The 15,117-nt window shown below is 47.6% G+C and carries 14 protein-coding genes; 12 read left to right on the top strand and 2 right to left on the bottom strand.

Annotated features, from left to right (window positions below):
- Nucleotides 1-594: 594 nt before the first annotated feature.
- Nucleotides 595-1,488 carry a LysR substrate-binding domain-containing protein gene (locus NLU14_RS20355; RefSeq protein ID WP_275710048.1) on the bottom strand — a complete coding sequence of 298 codons (894 nt, stop codon included), beginning with the start codon at nucleotides 1,486-1,488 and terminating at the stop codon, nucleotides 595-597.
- Nucleotides 1,489-1,614: 126 nt separating this feature from the next.
- Here NLU14_RS20355 and NLU14_RS20350 point away from each other — a divergent pair, with 126 nt between their 5' ends.
- From NLU14_RS20350 to NLU14_RS20295, 12 genes are all read left to right on the top strand, one after another.
- A complete protein-coding gene (locus tag NLU14_RS20350) occupies nucleotides 1,615-2,478 on the top strand; it encodes a dioxygenase family protein (protein ID WP_275710046.1) in 864 nt (287 codons plus the stop codon).
- A gap of 24 nt (nucleotides 2,479-2,502) precedes the next feature.
- On the top strand, nucleotides 2,503-3,297 hold the full coding sequence (locus NLU14_RS20345; RefSeq protein WP_275710044.1) for a citryl-CoA lyase: 795 nt from the start codon (nucleotides 2,503-2,505) through the stop codon (nucleotides 3,295-3,297).
- A gap of 81 nt (nucleotides 3,298-3,378) precedes the next feature.
- The gene (locus tag NLU14_RS20340; RefSeq protein WP_275710043.1) at nucleotides 3,379-4,533 is read left to right on the top strand and encodes a CaiB/BaiF CoA transferase family protein; all 1,155 of its coding nucleotides are present in this window, start codon (nucleotides 3,379-3,381) and stop codon (nucleotides 4,531-4,533) included.
- Complete coding sequence (locus NLU14_RS20335) at nucleotides 4,533-5,294, top strand: hydroxypyruvate isomerase family protein (RefSeq protein WP_275710040.1); 762 nt, start codon at nucleotides 4,533-4,535, stop codon at nucleotides 5,292-5,294. The genes NLU14_RS20340 and NLU14_RS20335 overlap by 1 nt, the downstream gene beginning before the upstream one ends.
- 14 nt (nucleotides 5,295-5,308) lie before the next feature.
- On the top strand, nucleotides 5,309-6,715 hold the full coding sequence (gene leuC, locus NLU14_RS20330; RefSeq protein WP_275710037.1) for a 3-isopropylmalate dehydratase large subunit: 1,407 nt from the start codon (nucleotides 5,309-5,311) through the stop codon (nucleotides 6,713-6,715).
- The gene (gene leuD / locus NLU14_RS20325; protein WP_275710035.1) at nucleotides 6,715-7,356 is read left to right on the top strand and encodes a 3-isopropylmalate dehydratase small subunit; all 642 of its coding nucleotides are present in this window, start codon (nucleotides 6,715-6,717) and stop codon (nucleotides 7,354-7,356) included. The genes leuC and leuD overlap by 1 nt, the downstream gene beginning before the upstream one ends.
- A 92-nt stretch (nucleotides 7,357-7,448) precedes the next feature.
- The gene (locus tag NLU14_RS20320; RefSeq protein ID WP_275710033.1) at nucleotides 7,449-8,147 is read left to right on the top strand and encodes a TetR/AcrR family transcriptional regulator; all 699 of its coding nucleotides are present in this window, start codon (nucleotides 7,449-7,451) and stop codon (nucleotides 8,145-8,147) included.
- Nucleotides 8,148-8,511: 364 nt separating this feature from the next.
- Nucleotides 8,512-9,723, top strand: coding sequence for an acyl-CoA dehydrogenase family protein (locus NLU14_RS20315; RefSeq protein WP_275710031.1), 1,212 nt, complete (start codon nucleotides 8,512-8,514; stop codon nucleotides 9,721-9,723).
- A gap of 17 nt (nucleotides 9,724-9,740) precedes the next feature.
- Nucleotides 9,741-10,268: a flavin reductase family protein gene (locus NLU14_RS20310; protein WP_275710029.1), complete on the top strand. Its 528-nt coding sequence runs from the start codon at nucleotides 9,741-9,743 to the stop codon at nucleotides 10,266-10,268.
- Nucleotides 10,269-10,419: 151 nt separating this feature from the next.
- Nucleotides 10,420-11,031 carry a chalcone isomerase family protein gene (locus NLU14_RS20305; protein ID WP_275710027.1) on the top strand — a complete coding sequence of 204 codons (612 nt, stop codon included), beginning with the start codon at nucleotides 10,420-10,422 and terminating at the stop codon, nucleotides 11,029-11,031.
- 326 nt (nucleotides 11,032-11,357) lie between these two features.
- The gene (locus NLU14_RS20300) at nucleotides 11,358-12,986 is read left to right on the top strand and encodes a CocE/NonD family hydrolase (RefSeq protein ID WP_275710025.1); all 1,629 of its coding nucleotides are present in this window, start codon (nucleotides 11,358-11,360) and stop codon (nucleotides 12,984-12,986) included.
- Nucleotides 12,987-13,008: 22 nt separating this feature from the next.
- The gene (locus NLU14_RS20295) at nucleotides 13,009-13,917 is read left to right on the top strand and encodes a SphA family protein (protein WP_275710023.1); all 909 of its coding nucleotides are present in this window, start codon (nucleotides 13,009-13,011) and stop codon (nucleotides 13,915-13,917) included.
- A 317-nt stretch (nucleotides 13,918-14,234) separates the two neighbouring features.
- On the opposite strand, the gene NLU14_RS20290 is transcribed toward NLU14_RS20295, so the two are convergent.
- Nucleotides 14,235-15,056 (bottom strand): hypothetical protein, encoded by an 822-nt coding sequence (locus NLU14_RS20290; RefSeq protein ID WP_275710021.1) that lies wholly within the window; start codon nucleotides 15,054-15,056, stop codon nucleotides 14,235-14,237.
- Nucleotides 15,057-15,117: the final 61 nt, after the last annotated feature.

Below are 15,117 nucleotides of genomic sequence, written 5' to 3'. Positions count from 1 at the left end.
CTGATAGTCCGCGAAATTCGATCCATGCTTCGACCGATTTGCGAGTCTTTTTGGTTATCTCAAACTGAACAGGTTGACTGGTTTTCTGCTGGATGACTTGCGCCCGATCCAAAACCTCTCCGTTTCTGGAAATATCTCGCACCAAGAGCTTTACCATATCGCAGGATCGGAGTTTGCAATCAATCGCCATGTTGAACATCGCCAGTTCGCGGATATTCTTTGCAATCTCCAACCGAATACGGATAGCCCATATTTGCTCGAGTTTGAGCGGTAGCTTCTGGCCAACGAGCTTTCCCTTGTTCCAGGGAGCCTTACTGATAGGAAACGTCATGACATGGCCCTCTTTGGAGGGTAAGGGCCTTTAAGTATGGTTCAGAAAATTGTTTTCTGCTGGCCAGCTAGGTCGCAAAGCGAACGTTCAGATTTGGGGATAACGCCAGGATCAGGATCACTCCCGACAGAGCCATGCTCCGCAATCGCGTTACTAACTATAATTCAAAGGCACTGTCCGAGTGTCCATTGTTCGGGAGTTATTGCTCAGTACTCTTGACTGTTAAATCCGCGATTACAGATCGGATTTCAGATCTCCACTTATCACCCGTCACCTTCCCTGAGAGCCACGCTCCTGCGAATCATTGCAGCGAATTCGTTTACGGCGGCATTCTCACGTCCCCCTTTCTTCCACAACACACCAGGGGTGCGTATTGGTGTGGGGTTCTCAAGGGCCACAGCGGAGAGGCCTTTTGCAGAGTCCAGGGCGGTTTCGCCAACGATAGCCACAAGATCTGTTTGCCTTACCAGTTCCAACATGGGTGAAATTGCGTTCATTTCAACGACAATCTGCGGTTCGGCTCCGCAGGCGCGAAAGCACTCGTCCAACTGTTGCCTTGTATTGAAGATTTTCGGGAGCAATGTCATTCGCATGTTGTTGAGTTCAATCATGCGTACGCGTTTGCGTTTCGCAAGAGGATGATTGACACCTGTAATCAGGACCATCTCTTCGTTGAAGAGCGGCTCAAACCATAGATCGTGCCCCTCATTGGGCCGATAGGCTATTCCGAGATCCAGGGAATCCTCCTCCAACTTTCGGATAATCTCAGCTTGCGGAAGTTCTTCGGAAACAATCTTCATTTCGGGGTTTTTCGAGAGAAACGTCGCCAGGTATTTTGGAACGAGGTTTGTGTTGAACGTGTAGGTTGCCCCTATACGAATGCAGCCAGTCATCGTTCCTGGCGACGTCAACAAGGCATTCACTGCTAGGTCAATTTGCTTCAGTGCGGGTGTGATCTGCGCCAGTAAACTGTCCCCAGCCTCGGTAATCAGGACTCGTTTCCCAACCCGTTCGAATAAAGGGACGCTCAACTCCTCTTCCAACTGCTTTATTTGATGTGACAGTGTCGATTGGGTCACGTGGTTCTTTTCTGCTGCCCGCGTGAAGTTGAGTGTCTCCGCCAGAGCCGAAAAATAACGCAAGTGTCTGAGTTCCACTACAAGCTCCTCAACTAGTGATGGCATCGATTGTTTGCATGTAAATTTATCACTTTTTTCCAGTATTGCTAAGCGCTAAGGTTAAAAACAGTTGCCGAGTAAGTTCAAAAACAAGAGGGCGTAGCGATGGTGAGTTTTGATACGGATGCACATCTCAAGGAGGTGTTGAGCAGTTTTGACCAATGCGAGGATCAGCGCTTCAAAGAGATTATGCGCAGCGTGGTCTATCACCTGCACGCATGCGTTTCCGAGCTGAAGTTGTCTCCGGAGGAGTGGGAGGCAGCAATCAGGTTTCTCACTGAAACGGGACAAATCTGTACCTCCAAACGGCAAGAATTCATTCTTCTGTCAGACCTTTTGGGCGTATCAACCCTCACTATCGGATTAAACCAGCACCGAGGCGATCATTGTCTGGAAGAGACTGTGGAGGGGCCGTTTTATTGGGAAGGCGCGCCCGAAATGGCGCTCGGCAGTGATATATCTCAAGGTGCGGTTGGCGAGAAAGCCTATTACTTCGGTCGAGTTCTGAATTCGGCGGATGAGCCTCTGGCGAATGCCTTGCTTGACGTCTGGTCTGGCGATGGTGAAGGCCACTATGACATGCAATCGCCGGATGAAGACAGAATGCAAGCCAGGGCCAAGATCCGAACCGACTCTGAAGGTCGATACTCCTTTTGGTCTATCAAACCGAATTATTATCCAATCCCGACCGATGGCCCTGCCGGAAAAATGCAAGCCAAATCAGGTCGTCATCCTAACCGTCCCGGGCATGTTCATTTCAAAATCAGCACTCCTGGATACCATTCTGTAAATACGCAGATATTTGTTGCAGGTGGCCCGTATCTCGACACCGATTGCGTGTTCGGGGTCAAACGAAGCCTGATCGTTGACTTCACCCGGCACCCGGCCGGGAGTGCTCCGGACGGTTCTTATCAGGATGCTCCGTACTACACCGCCAACTTCGATTTCCGGCTTACCGAATACAAGTAAATCAGGGAAACAAGGAGATTTTGAATGAAAATTGGTAAAGCAACCACCCCGAGTAGCGCCATCTGTACATCGGATGAAGACACCATCGTGGTCCGCGGGCGGGATCTTTGTGCAGAGGTTATTGGAAAACTCTCCTTCACAGAATATTTCTTTCTGCTTTTGACGGGTAAGGCACCAACGAAAGCAACGCTGAAAGTGCTGGATGCCACTCTCGTTGCTATCACCGAGCATGGACTTGTCCCGAGTGTTCAGGCCGCTCGGATGACTTACGCCGCCTCACCCGAGGCTCTTCAGGGAGCCGTTGCTGCTGGTCTGCTTGGTTGTGGCTCAGTGATACTGGGTGCCTCCGCCAATGCCGGTGAGATGTTGGATGAAGTTAAGCAAAGAATGTCGTCCGGCAAATCGCTACAGGACTCTGCACGCGATGTGGTTTCGGAGTATCGCGCGGCCAGGAAGCCTCTCCCGGGGTATGGGCATCCCCTCCATAAATCACGAGACCCCAGAGTTTCCGCTTTGTTTAATACAGCTTCTGAGGCTGGCTCAGACTTGAGCTATGTCGAAATCGCGGAGGAGATCGAAAAAGTCATTCCCGAGATTGTAGGGAAACCTCTGAAGCTTAATGTTTCTGCAGCAATTCCTGCGGTCCTGCTTGGCGCTGGCTTCCCTCTTCAAGCACTGCGCGGGGTACCTATTCTGGCTCGTAGCGCCGGGCTGGTCGCTCATCTTTATGAGGAGCAACAGTCTCCAATTGGCTTTGCACTCTCTTATCAGGCAACACGGGAATATGAATATACAGGTGATATGCCTTCTAACGATTGAGAATTGGCTCCAATTCATTCGCGTGAAACACGCAACGGCAGAATCGCCTTAAGAACTACATCAGGTCGAAGGAGGCATTTAATGGATAAGGTCTTGTCTGGCATAAAAGTAATTGAACAAGGAACCTTCATAACGGGCCCGAACGCAGGAATGCTATTGGCGGATCTCGGCGCGGAAGTGATCAAGGTGGAAAAGCCTGGTACAGGTGACCCGTTCCGATCCTTTAAAGGCGGTCTCTACAGCCCTCACTTTCAGACGTATAACCGCAATAAACGCAGTATCACGCTAAACACCAAGCTCGACGAGGATTTGGCCATCTTCGATGAGCTCATCAAGGACGCTGACATTTACATTCAGAACTTCCGTCCTGGAACGGCCGATCGCCTTGGTGCCGGTGAAGAAAGGCTGAGAGCGCTCAATCCCCGACTTATTTACTGCTCAATAAGCGGATTTGGCAAGGACGGCCCAGCGTCGGACCGTCCAGCCTACGACACCGTGGCACAAGCAGCTAGTGGGTTTTTGCATCTGCTGATTAATCCTGAAAACCCCAGAGTGGTTGGCCCTGCGATGGCGGACTCTCTGACTGGTTTCTACGCGGCTTACGGCATCCTTGGCGCCTTGCATGAACGCAACACCACAGGCAAAGGGAGAACCGTTGAAGTGTCGATGCTGGAATCGATGTGCCACTTTAATTTGGATGCATTCACCCACTACTTCTCGGAGGGCGAGATTATGGGGCCTTACAGTCGACCCAGCGTCTCTCAGTCGTATGTTGTTGAGTGCAAGGACAAGAAGTGGATCGCGCTGCACATGTCGTCTCCTGAGAAATTCTGGCAAGGCCTGGCGAATGCAATTGACCAGCCAAACCTGTTTGAAGATCCCTTGTTTTGCAGTAGAGAAAAGCGTATCGAAAACCAGGAGCGATTGATCAAGCTCCTCGGTGAAGCTTTCGCCGGTCGTGATCGTGACGAGTGGTGCCGACGGCTAATCAGTGAGGATGTCCCGCACTCGCCAATGTATGACTCTAGTGAGGCACTCAATGATCCGCAGGCAAAACACTTGGGGCTTGAGGTCAGTGTCGACCACCCCGAGGGTGGCGTTTGGCGCACGGTTCGCTCTCCAATCTCATACGATGGACAAACCCTTCGAGACATCAAGGCTCCTCCTGTCCTCGGTGATTTTGACGAAGAAATTCGGCAGAAGTACAAGCCCAAATCAACAGCCCAGGTTGAGTGATGCTCAAATTCGCCGCCAACATCAGTCTTATGTTTCAGGAATTACCGTTTGAAAGTCGGTTTGAAGCTGCAAAGCGAGCCGGTTTCGACGGAGTTGAATTCATGTTTCCAGAGGGTCTGACCTGCTCCGAGGTTCGAACCCTGCTGGACGATAACGAACTGAAGCAGGTATTGGCTAATCTGCCGCTGTTACCCGGAACCAAAGGGTTAGCGGCGACTCCTGGTCGAGAATCCCTGTTCAAAGAGCAGTTTCAGCGCGGAATGGATTTCGCATTGGCGGCAGGTGTCCCCCTCTTGCACGTTACAGCAGGAGTGGTGCGTGATAGTGAGTATGAAGACGCTTGCTGTACTTTCAGGTCCAACGTGATGTGGGCGAGTGAGCAAATTGAAGGAACTAATCTGAAGCTCGTTGTTGAGGCAATAAATCAAGATGACGTTCCAGACTATTTTTTTAGATCATTGGACGATGCCCACCAGTGGACCCAAAGTCTCGAACCGCTTGGTTTACTTTTTGATCTCTACCATTGCGCGAAAGAAGGCTTAAATGTCCTGAGTGCTTGCAAAGAAAATTGTGAGAAAGCTGCTCACATACAGATTGCTGGCCATCCGGGGCGTCACGAACCAGACCACGGAAGCCTGCCGTATCGATCGCTGCTAGAGGCTATAGATAAAAGTCGTTATCGAGGTTGGGTTGGCTGTGAGTATATTCCGGCTAAAAGGACTCTCCCGGGACTTAGCTGGGTGGGTGAACTTACAACTTAGGTCGGGTCATACCTATGCCTTCTACTCTGTACGACAAACTGTGGGAAAGTCACAAGATCCATGATCTTGATAAGGACGAGGCGCTGATTTACATCGACAAGCACCTTATCAACGAAGTGACAAGCCCTCAGGCCTTTGCAGGTATGAGGGCGAAGTCCAGAAAGGTCTGGTCTGAGTCAAGTATTGTGGCCACCGCTGATCATAACACCCCAACGACCGATCCCGAGGCTGGAGTGTCTGACGACCTGGCCAGAGCGCAGATTGATGCGCTGGACGACAATCTGAAAAGCTTGACCGGAGCGGAATACTACCCCTACCCATCCAATGAGCAGGGCATTGTCCATGTGATTGGACCCGAGCTGGGTATCACCCAGCCCGGACTGACGATCGTTTGCGGTGACTCTCACACTTCTACCCACGGCGCATTCTCTGCACTCGCTTTCGGAATCGGGACTTCAGACGTTGAGCACGTTTTGGCTACTCAGACACTCGCTCTCAAAAAGTCTAAAAACTACCGTATCAGTGTCTCTGGCTGTCTGCCGGCAGGCGTCTATGCAAAAGACTTAGCGCTGCATGTGATAAAGAGAATCGGTACTGCCGGCGCGACTGGACACGTTATTGAATTTACCGGAGAGGCGGTCCGGGCACTGAGCATGGAAGCGAGAATGACGCTCTGCAACATGGCGATAGAAGCGGGTGCACGGACAGGGCTGGTTGGCGTAGACGAGACCACACTGGAATATCTGAAGGACCGGCCGAAAAGCCCATCGCAAGGTCTCTGGCCGGAGGCTGTCCATTATTGGACTTCGTTAAACACCGATGAAGGAGCCCTATTCCATAAGTCATTAGCCCTTGATGCTGGCGAGGTTGTGCCGTTGGTGACATGGGGGACATCGCCCGAAATGGTCGTATCGGTGACCGACGTTGTTCCTAATCCTGGGCTAATTGATGATCCAATCAGAAGGGCTGGCTTCGAGCGAGCCCTTACCTATATGGGCCTGGAACCTGGCCAACGAATGCAAGACCTCCGTTTGGATAAAGTTTTCATTGGATCTTGTACCAACTCACGTATTGAGGACCTCCGCATCGTTGCCGATTTGGTTAAAGGATGTCGTATCGCAGAACATTTAAAGCAGGCACTAATTGTTCCGGGTTCGGGCGCAGTGAAACGGCAGGCCGAAAAAGAAGGTCTTGATAAGATATTCATTGAGGCCGGATTTGAATGGCGCCGACCAGGATGTTCGATGTGCTTGGGAATGAACGAGGATCGTTTGTTGCCTGGAGAGCGTTGTGCGTCAACATCGAACAGAAATTTTGAGGGCCGTCAGGGTCAAGGTGGGCGAAGTCATCTCATGAGCCCGGCTATGGCAGCTGTCTCGGCGCTGAATGGTCTCATAACCGACGTGCGGGAGTACTTGTAATGGAATCGTCTGTTTCGGTGACTGGGCAAGCCGCGGTACTTGATCGGAGCAACGTGGACACAGATGCAATCTTGCCTAAACAGTTTATGAAATCAGTCAAGAGGACAGGGTTCGGGCAGTTTGCCTTTGATGAGTGGCGGTATCTAGATGCCGGAATTCTCGGCATGGATTGCTCGAAACGCCAACTGAACCCTGATTTTGAGCTCAACCAGAGGAAATATCAGAACGCCAGCATCCTCTTCACCCGGGAGAATTTTGGTTGTGGTTCGTCACGAGAGCACGCGCCTTGGGCTCTTTCTGAGCTCGGTTTCCGAGCAATAATTGCAATCAGTTTCGCGGATATTTTTGAAAGGAACTGCATTAAAAACGGGATCATTCCTATTACACTAAGTGCATCTGAAGTTGATAGGTTAATGTTTTTAGTTCGCACTTCTGAACGTTTTATTGTAGTTGTCGATCTGGCAGAAGGTCTCATCTGTCCTCAGAAAGGCGAAGCAATCAGCTTTGATATGAATGAGTCGGCTAGAAAGAAGCTTTTAAGGGGTGGTGATGAAATCGAATACACCCTGGGGTTTTATGATGAAATTAAAGAATTCGAGGAGAGGCGGCGACAACGTCTACCATGGTTGTCTGGTCAATAGTTTCATTAACTGAAATTTAGAGTCGAGAAATAGGTTTAACGTTTTATCTAATATTTGTTATGGGTAAAACTAAAACAAGTATGGTATTCCCTATGACGAAGCTCAAAAGAAAGCCTGAAACAAGAAAAAAATTGGTATCTGCTGCCTTAAAGATTTACACCAGCGACGATTATAAGAAATTGTCAATAGACGAAATAATAAGGCAAGCTGATGTATCGAGAGGAACTTTCTATAATCATTTTCAAACAGTCGAGGAAGTTTTAAGCGCTATCAGTCATGACTTTTCTGACCAAATGGTTTCTGACATATTGCCTATGTACGATATTTTGAAAGAGCCTTGGCAGCGAATATCCGTTGGATACCGCCTTTTTCTAGTGAGGGCGTTGCTAGACCGAAAGTGGGCGATGTTTGTCACCAGGCACGAGGCTTGGGAAGAAAATACACTGGTTTCCTCCTATGTTTTTAAAGATATTGAGTTGGGAAAGTCAAAGGGAAATTTTTGCGTCGAATCGACTGAGGCAGCAACTGATTTTCTGATGGGAGCGTCCGCCAAAGCGATTGAACGTCTTATTCAGGGTGTCGAAAATCCCAGCCAATACATAGATACTCAAGTACGAATGATCATCTCAAGTATGGGCTGCAACAGCGAGATCTGCGAGATGGCAACGGAATTCTCATTGACTTACCTTAGACACTGGGCAAAAGGTACTTTGCAAGGTAAGCCTAGAAAACCAAATTGGGCTAGAAATATTGAAAGCAAGGAAGGTAATTATTTTCTAAACAATGACTAATTAATGCTGTGACTTTTCCCTTCTGTGCCTACCTAGCCGACTGCATATTCGCTGCTGCCAACCGAAATCATCCCCGAAAATAATCATAAAATAGACAATCCTATAGCTATTACTTATATCCAAGGCATTGATTGTCTTAAAGGCACCATTCATGTCGAAAGGCTAAATGTGACGATTCGTCAGATCAATGCCAAAAAAACCTTTTAAAACAGAGCTTTGCAAGATTTATGTGAATTTTGCGAAATTTGGCGTGACTGGATAATCTTGTTTCCAGAGGTGCTTGGATACTTTCCTGTAATTGCAATCAAGGAATTTCAAAGTGCCAGCCATTCGACATACATTGAACAAAAACAATAGGTGACTTATGAATATTGCCTCCAATATTGCATTCAATAAAGCAAGCAATCCATCAATTGAAGAATTAAAAAATGCTTTGAAGCCAATCATCAAAACTCTGTCTGATAATGCCAGAGACTCGGAAGCTAATCGTCGAGCAAATGAAGAAAATATTCGCCAGCTGCAAGAAGCAGGTGCTTTCAAGTTAATGGTGCCAAAGCGGTATGGCGGTTACGAAGGATCAATTCGCTCTCATCTTGAAGTCACATCTCTGCTTGCAGAGGGGTGCGGTGGCACTGCTTGGGTGACGGCACTAACAAATGTGTGTGCCTGGCTGACAGGCTTGTTTGGCGAACAGGCTCAAAATGACATTTTCGGAGCTGATCCGGACGCCCGAGTAGCTGGTGTGTTTGCCCCATCTCCAGAAACCGAGCGTGTTGACGGAGGTTTGAAGATTTCGGGCAAATGGTATGCGTCCTCAGGTATTTTGCACGCGGATTGGGCACTTGTTGGTGTGTTGGAGTTCAATTCGAAGCAAGAGGTTGCTGGCCATTATATGGCGCTGGTTCCCAAGGATCAGTTTGACATCGATGACACCTGGTTCACCTCAGGTATGCGTGGCTCTGGAAGCAACTGCATTGTTATCAACGACGTAGTTGTGCCCAATCATCGTTTGCTAGACATGAATCAGGCCCTCAATTCCGAGTATGCCACCGAATTCAAAGACGAGATTGCATATCAGAAGCCGTTGATGCCGATTGCAGCTCTCGTTCTTGTCGGTGCTCAACTTGGCCTTGGCAGAGCGGCTCTTCAGCATGTGATCGAGAAAGCCCCGAATCGCGGAATCGCCTATACAAACTTCCAAAATCAGTCCGAATCGTCGGTATTCCAAGCCCAGGTCGCTGAGGCGGCTTTGAAGATACACACCGCTGAGCTCCTTGCCTTCAATGCCGCCGATGAAATCGATGACTGCGGTGAGCGCGGTGAGAAGATGGACTATCTAAGCCGGGCTCGCATTCGTGCAGTCACTGGTGAGGTCGCCCGGAATGTCACTGAAGCAATTGACATCCTTCTGTCAGCCCATGGCGCGGGATCATTTGCGGAGTTCAATCCAATGCAACGTTTCTGGCGGGATGCCAACGCTGCAGCCAGGCACGCCATTGTACTACCAGCAGTTGGAAAGGAAGTTTATGGCGAGGCCCTGCTGGGCGCTACACGCAAAGTCACCAATCTGGTTTGATGCAGGGGGAGACCGTTATGAATACAGCAAAACAACATCAGAGTTGCATTACTGAGATGGGAGCAATCGATAAACAACTGATGCGGAAGGCTATGGGCTCCTTCGCAACGGGCGTGACGGTTGTATCCTTCTTCGCCGATGGCGAAGCAGCCGGCATGACAGCGAACGCGTTTATGTCGGTCTCGCTGGATCCGGCATTAATCGTCATTTCAGTCAGAGCGGAGTCTAAATTCAATGACTGGGTGAACGTAGGCGATTGTTACGGTGTAAACATTCTTGTTGATGAGCAGGAGCACCTAAGTTCGCATTATGGTGGCAAGAGCATTGATGGGCTGCAATGCCCGTTCGATACCACCGGCGAAGTTCCCCTGCTTCCAGAGAGCTCTACACAAGTCGTTGCAAGGACAGTGGACATTCATAGAGCTGGAGATCACCTTCTTTATATTGCGGAAGTTGAGTATTTGAATGTTGAGGAATGCCGATCTCCTCTGCTTTTCCATAATGGAAAATACAGAAGAGTAGATAACAAGGTTGCTCATATTTAATAATTTCTGGCCTGACGTTGCTTTGTGTCTTTTGGGTGGCAAGTTGCCACCCTTTTTTGTCTTAAATTTAAGGGTGTAATCAATGAAGCATAACGAAGTACTTCTTTAATTTTAATTGGCGATGCACTTTCTAATAAAGGATCTCGATTTCATGAAATTACTTTTGCCAATTTTGGTGGTGTTGACAGTAATATTTACGCACAAGTCTTATAGTCAAGATGTGGGCCATAGTTCCCTTCCGGCCAGGTCGTACTTGGTTGGCGAGGAAATGCTATTAAACGGTTATGCGACAAGACGCCGAATGAATGGAAACCCAATTTATACTTCCGCTCTTTATCTAAAGGATAAAAGCTCTGATTCGGAACAGATAATGGACCAGCGTAGTATTAAAAGGTCAGTTGTTATTTTTCATATGGATATACCGATGTATATTGCAAAAAAGGTATTTTTAGAGGATTTGTTTATTAATATGCGAAAGGAAGAGCTAAAAGATATTTTTCCTATCGTTCGAAAGTTCATAGAGATGTCACCTGAGAATGGATTCATGCAGCATGATGAATTGAGGTTTGATTTTCTTCCTGGGGAGGGAACAAAGATTTATCTAAATAGTGTTGAAATGGCCACTATTGTAAACCCTGAGTTTTACAACGCTATATTGTCTCAATGGATAGGGCCATTTCCAATCACGCGAGAATTCAAAAACGCGATGCTAGGTGTTGCAAAGCAAAAAAGCTCAGCGATTGAGGCGTCATTAGAGCACTGAGTTAGCCTATAAATTTATATTTTTCAGAAGGATAAAGAAGGGGTATTCGCGCTGTAACTACCCTCTTTCTTTGGTAACTTCGCTCCTCACATGATCGACAGCATCAATCATTTGGAGCGAAATAAATCATTTTTGTAAGGGAAATTTTTGGCATACGCTGAAAATGAAAATTGAGGGATTTCTTAAATAGTATCCTCGTTTTTGGTCGGAATTCATCAGATAGTCGTTGCCTGTTTGCGGAGGAATTTCTCAGTGACTGGGCCAAAGTCCCAGCTGTTTCCAGTAGTCGTAACCTCTTTATAACAAAGATAAAACGGAGAAGATCGATGTCTAAACATATGGTGAGTGATCAAAAAATTGATCTTGCCTACGAGCCACTCAATGAAAATGTGAGTTTTGAGCAAGGGGTGAAAGTCCCCATGCGCGACGGCGTAGAGCTGAGCGTTAATGTCTTTAAGCCGAAAGGCCCGGGTAAATACCCTGTCGTAATGGCGGTTTCACCCTACGGCAAAGATTCTTTCGATAAACTCGATATCTTCAGGAACGTGCCCAGCATGCATCTGGGTAAGATTACCGTTTCGGACCATACCTCTTTCGAAGCACCGGACCCCAATTTCTGGGTGTCTCAAGGTTATGCTGTAATTCAGGTGGATACTCGGGGACAGGGAGAATCAGGAGGTGAAACCGGGCCATTTCACATCCAGGACAGCGAAGACTATTACGACCTGATCGAATGGGCCGGAGCCCAAAGCTGGTCCAATGGACGGGTGGGATTAAATGGTGTTTCCTATCTCTGCGTCTCTCAGTGGGGGGTTGCTGCCCTTTCCCCTCCAAGCTTGAAGGCCGTCGTACTCTGGGAGGGATGGAATGATTTCTACCGGAGATTCTATAAAGGTGGCATTCCTGAAACCACCTTCATGCCGTGGCTGTGGGAAAACTGGATCAAAGCGGCTCATAACCCCAGCTCAGGTTACATCGAGCCTGACTACATCCAAAACGGTTTCAGTCACCCACTGAACGACCAATACTGGCGCAAGTTTGATATTCCACTCGAAAAGATCAAGGTTCCTGCGCTTGTCTGCGCCAGCTTTTCAGACCAAGGGCTCCATACGCCAGATACCTTTGAAGGGTTTAAGAAAATTTCCTCCGAAGATAAATGGTTGGTTACTCATCGACAGCCAAAGTGGGAAGCCTATTACTCAGAAGAGTCACTGGATCTGCAGAAGACTTTTTTTGATCATTATCTTCTGAATAAGGGGGACGGCCTGAAGGATCAGAGCCGAGTGACAATTAAATCATATCGGGACAGAGATACCTTTGAAATACTTGAGAGGAATTCTTGGCCTCCCGCAACTGAAGTTTACGAAATCCTTCATCTCAATGCCAATGACAGCTTACTGCAGGTCAATCGTCCAGCAATCGCTGGCAGCGCGAAATACGACTCAACTTCAGAAGAAGGATTGTATTTTGACTACCGAATTTCCGAGGAAATGATTATTGGAGGCGAATCCAAACTGAGTCTTTCGCTATCCATTGATGACGCAGATGACACGGACCTTTTCATCGGCATTGAGAAGCTGGATTCAAACGGTGATCGCGTTCTGTTCTACGGATTTGGAGGGGTTAACCCGAATGACATTGTCACACGTGGGTGGCTAAGAGTCTCACATCGAGAAATTGATGAAACTGCGTCAGCCCCTTTACGACCGGTTCACAAACATCAAAGGCTGATGCCAGTTAACGCCAATGAAGTGGTTGCCGTTGAAATTGAGCTGTTGCCGCATTCGACTACGTTTTTGCCGGGGGAAACTCTGAGGATCCGCGTGCAGGGAAAACCCATCCAACCTGATGCGCCTCTCCTTGGATTCGAGGACTCCGTGAATAAAGGCAAGGTATCCGTCCATACCGGAGGTGAGCACCTCTCCTGCATTTCTTTCTCGCGTTTAGATAAATAAAAAAAGTCAATTGGAGTATAGTATGAAAAACCTTAATAAAATTATTGCAGCTATCATCTTCTCTAACATTGTCGGCTTGTCCTCCGTCGCGAATGCGACGGAGAGTGGTCGGATGATTTATCCGTTTGGAGTAAATACTGTTCTTAACGGTATCATGCCCAGGCCTGGCTCAACCCAATTTTATAGTTATACACAGTATTATTCAGCCGATGAGTTTGCCGGACCAGACGGTAATAATGTCATTCCTGATTTTGAGGTAGATGTTTTCGTAGAGGCGCCCAGAATCATGCACACCTGGGAGAAGCCTCTCGGCCCGTTTACCGTGTCATCTGGTGCTATTTTACCGATTGTATATACCTCTTCCACGATTTTCGGTATGAGCGAAAGCGATACTGATATTGGAGACATCATCGTTCAACCATTCAATCTCGGCTACGTGAGTGAGAGCAAAACTGTTTTTTCATATCTGGCATTCGACTTCAGCCTTCCTACAGGCTCCTATTCCCAAAATAGCGTAGCCAACACCGGTGTTAACTACGCTTCTTTTATGCCGAGTTACAACCTTACTTGGTTTTTCAAGCCAGGTTGGGAACTTTCAGCATCTCTGGTTGGCCAGTTTAATCAGAAAAATGACGATACAAATTACGAATCCGGAGATGTGGCCATGTTGGACTATGCAATTGGCTACTCCGTGACGCCCAAAGTACAAGTAGGGTTGCAGGGTTTCGTTCTGAATCAGTTCAGTGATGACAAGCTGAACGGAAATACTGTTGGAGATGGTAATCGCGCCAAAGTTAATGGGATTGGCCCTCAGATCAGGTACGATTTCTCTCCAGCATCCGGAATTGCATTCAAATACCAAAAGGAATTTGGAGCTGAAAATACTTCGGAAGGCGATAAATTTTGGATTCAGTTTAGTATGCCAATCTAAGGATCTCTTTACTGGCCTGGCTGGTACAGTTGGCCAATCAGCGTTCCTTTTGTTTCCTGCAAAACCCATAGGCAGTTACCGCCTGTGGGTTCTTCATTTTCCAGTAGGAATATTGGTTAGTGCCTCAACACAGAGGAAGCGCTGGCATTTTTTGGGAACCATTGGAGAGTGGATAAAAAATAGCCTCAGCAGACCGTCCTGCGCCGCAAGCGTTCGCTTTTGTTTAGCTCGGCCTGGTCGCAAAGCGGACATTCGGTTACGACATTTAACGCCTAAGCGAACCGGCGCACTTTAGTGCCTCGGAGTAACGCAACTTGTTATGCTTTTTCCGCATACAGCCGTGGTTTAATGAACTCATAAAGTTCTTCAAATTCAGCATATTCCGGAAATTCTGTACCATAAGAAGGCTTCAGCATCATCAAACACTCCCAAAGTGCTTCACAGGTTCTCCGAGGATGCAAAGGAGTCATACTCGAATAGAAGCTATCGACGGTTCGATAGTGATGGGTGTGAATAAAATCGCTCCATCTTTCCGCCAATTCGTCACTACTCAATAAGTCAATTATCTCGATTTCTTCAAGAGCTTTTTTATCCGGGGATCCCCAAGCAGTTTTGAGAAGATCAACGGCCTCAACATCAGAAACGGGGGCTCCGTATCCAAATATGGTAAAGATATAGCCTTGCTTGAGGTAATGCTTAAATGCATCCCATTCATTGCTTATAAAAGGATCTGCTGTGTAATTCTTCTGCGTTACAGGGTATAGAATATTCGACCTTTCAACAGGCTGATGGCATTTCGGACAAAGAGCACCCGCATTTATTTTTAGCCTACAGTCGTTACAAATTCCTACTGCAACCGATCCATGGAGGAAAAACAGTTTCGGTGGTTTTTTGATGTGGCTATTCCTTGCTGCTGCCTGAAAGAGAAAAGGATCCCAGTTAAAGGTAGCAATCACGTCCTTTTCTCTAAGCGAGAGTATTAAGTGGTCATAGATGGTTGGTTCATCTGGTAACTCCATACCTTCGAAATAGTTGAAAATAATGTTTTCCAAATCTTCGATGAGCTCACTATTTTTCTCATCCTCAGAAAGATTTGCGTAAATGGCCTCAAAATCATCATAGGGCGGTAATCCCCCCATTTTTAACGGGGTTCAAAAGTAGACCTCAGGCCATCATGGCCAACTTCTGTTGAGGGGTAAT

The organism is Marinobacter iranensis, assembly GCF_029207565.1.
In the GTDB taxonomy this organism is placed as follows: domain Bacteria; phylum Pseudomonadota; class Gammaproteobacteria; order Pseudomonadales; family Oleiphilaceae; genus Marinobacter; species Marinobacter iranensis.
Note: the sequence above shows the minus strand (reverse complement) of the source record. Positions and strands in the feature narration are given on the sequence as shown.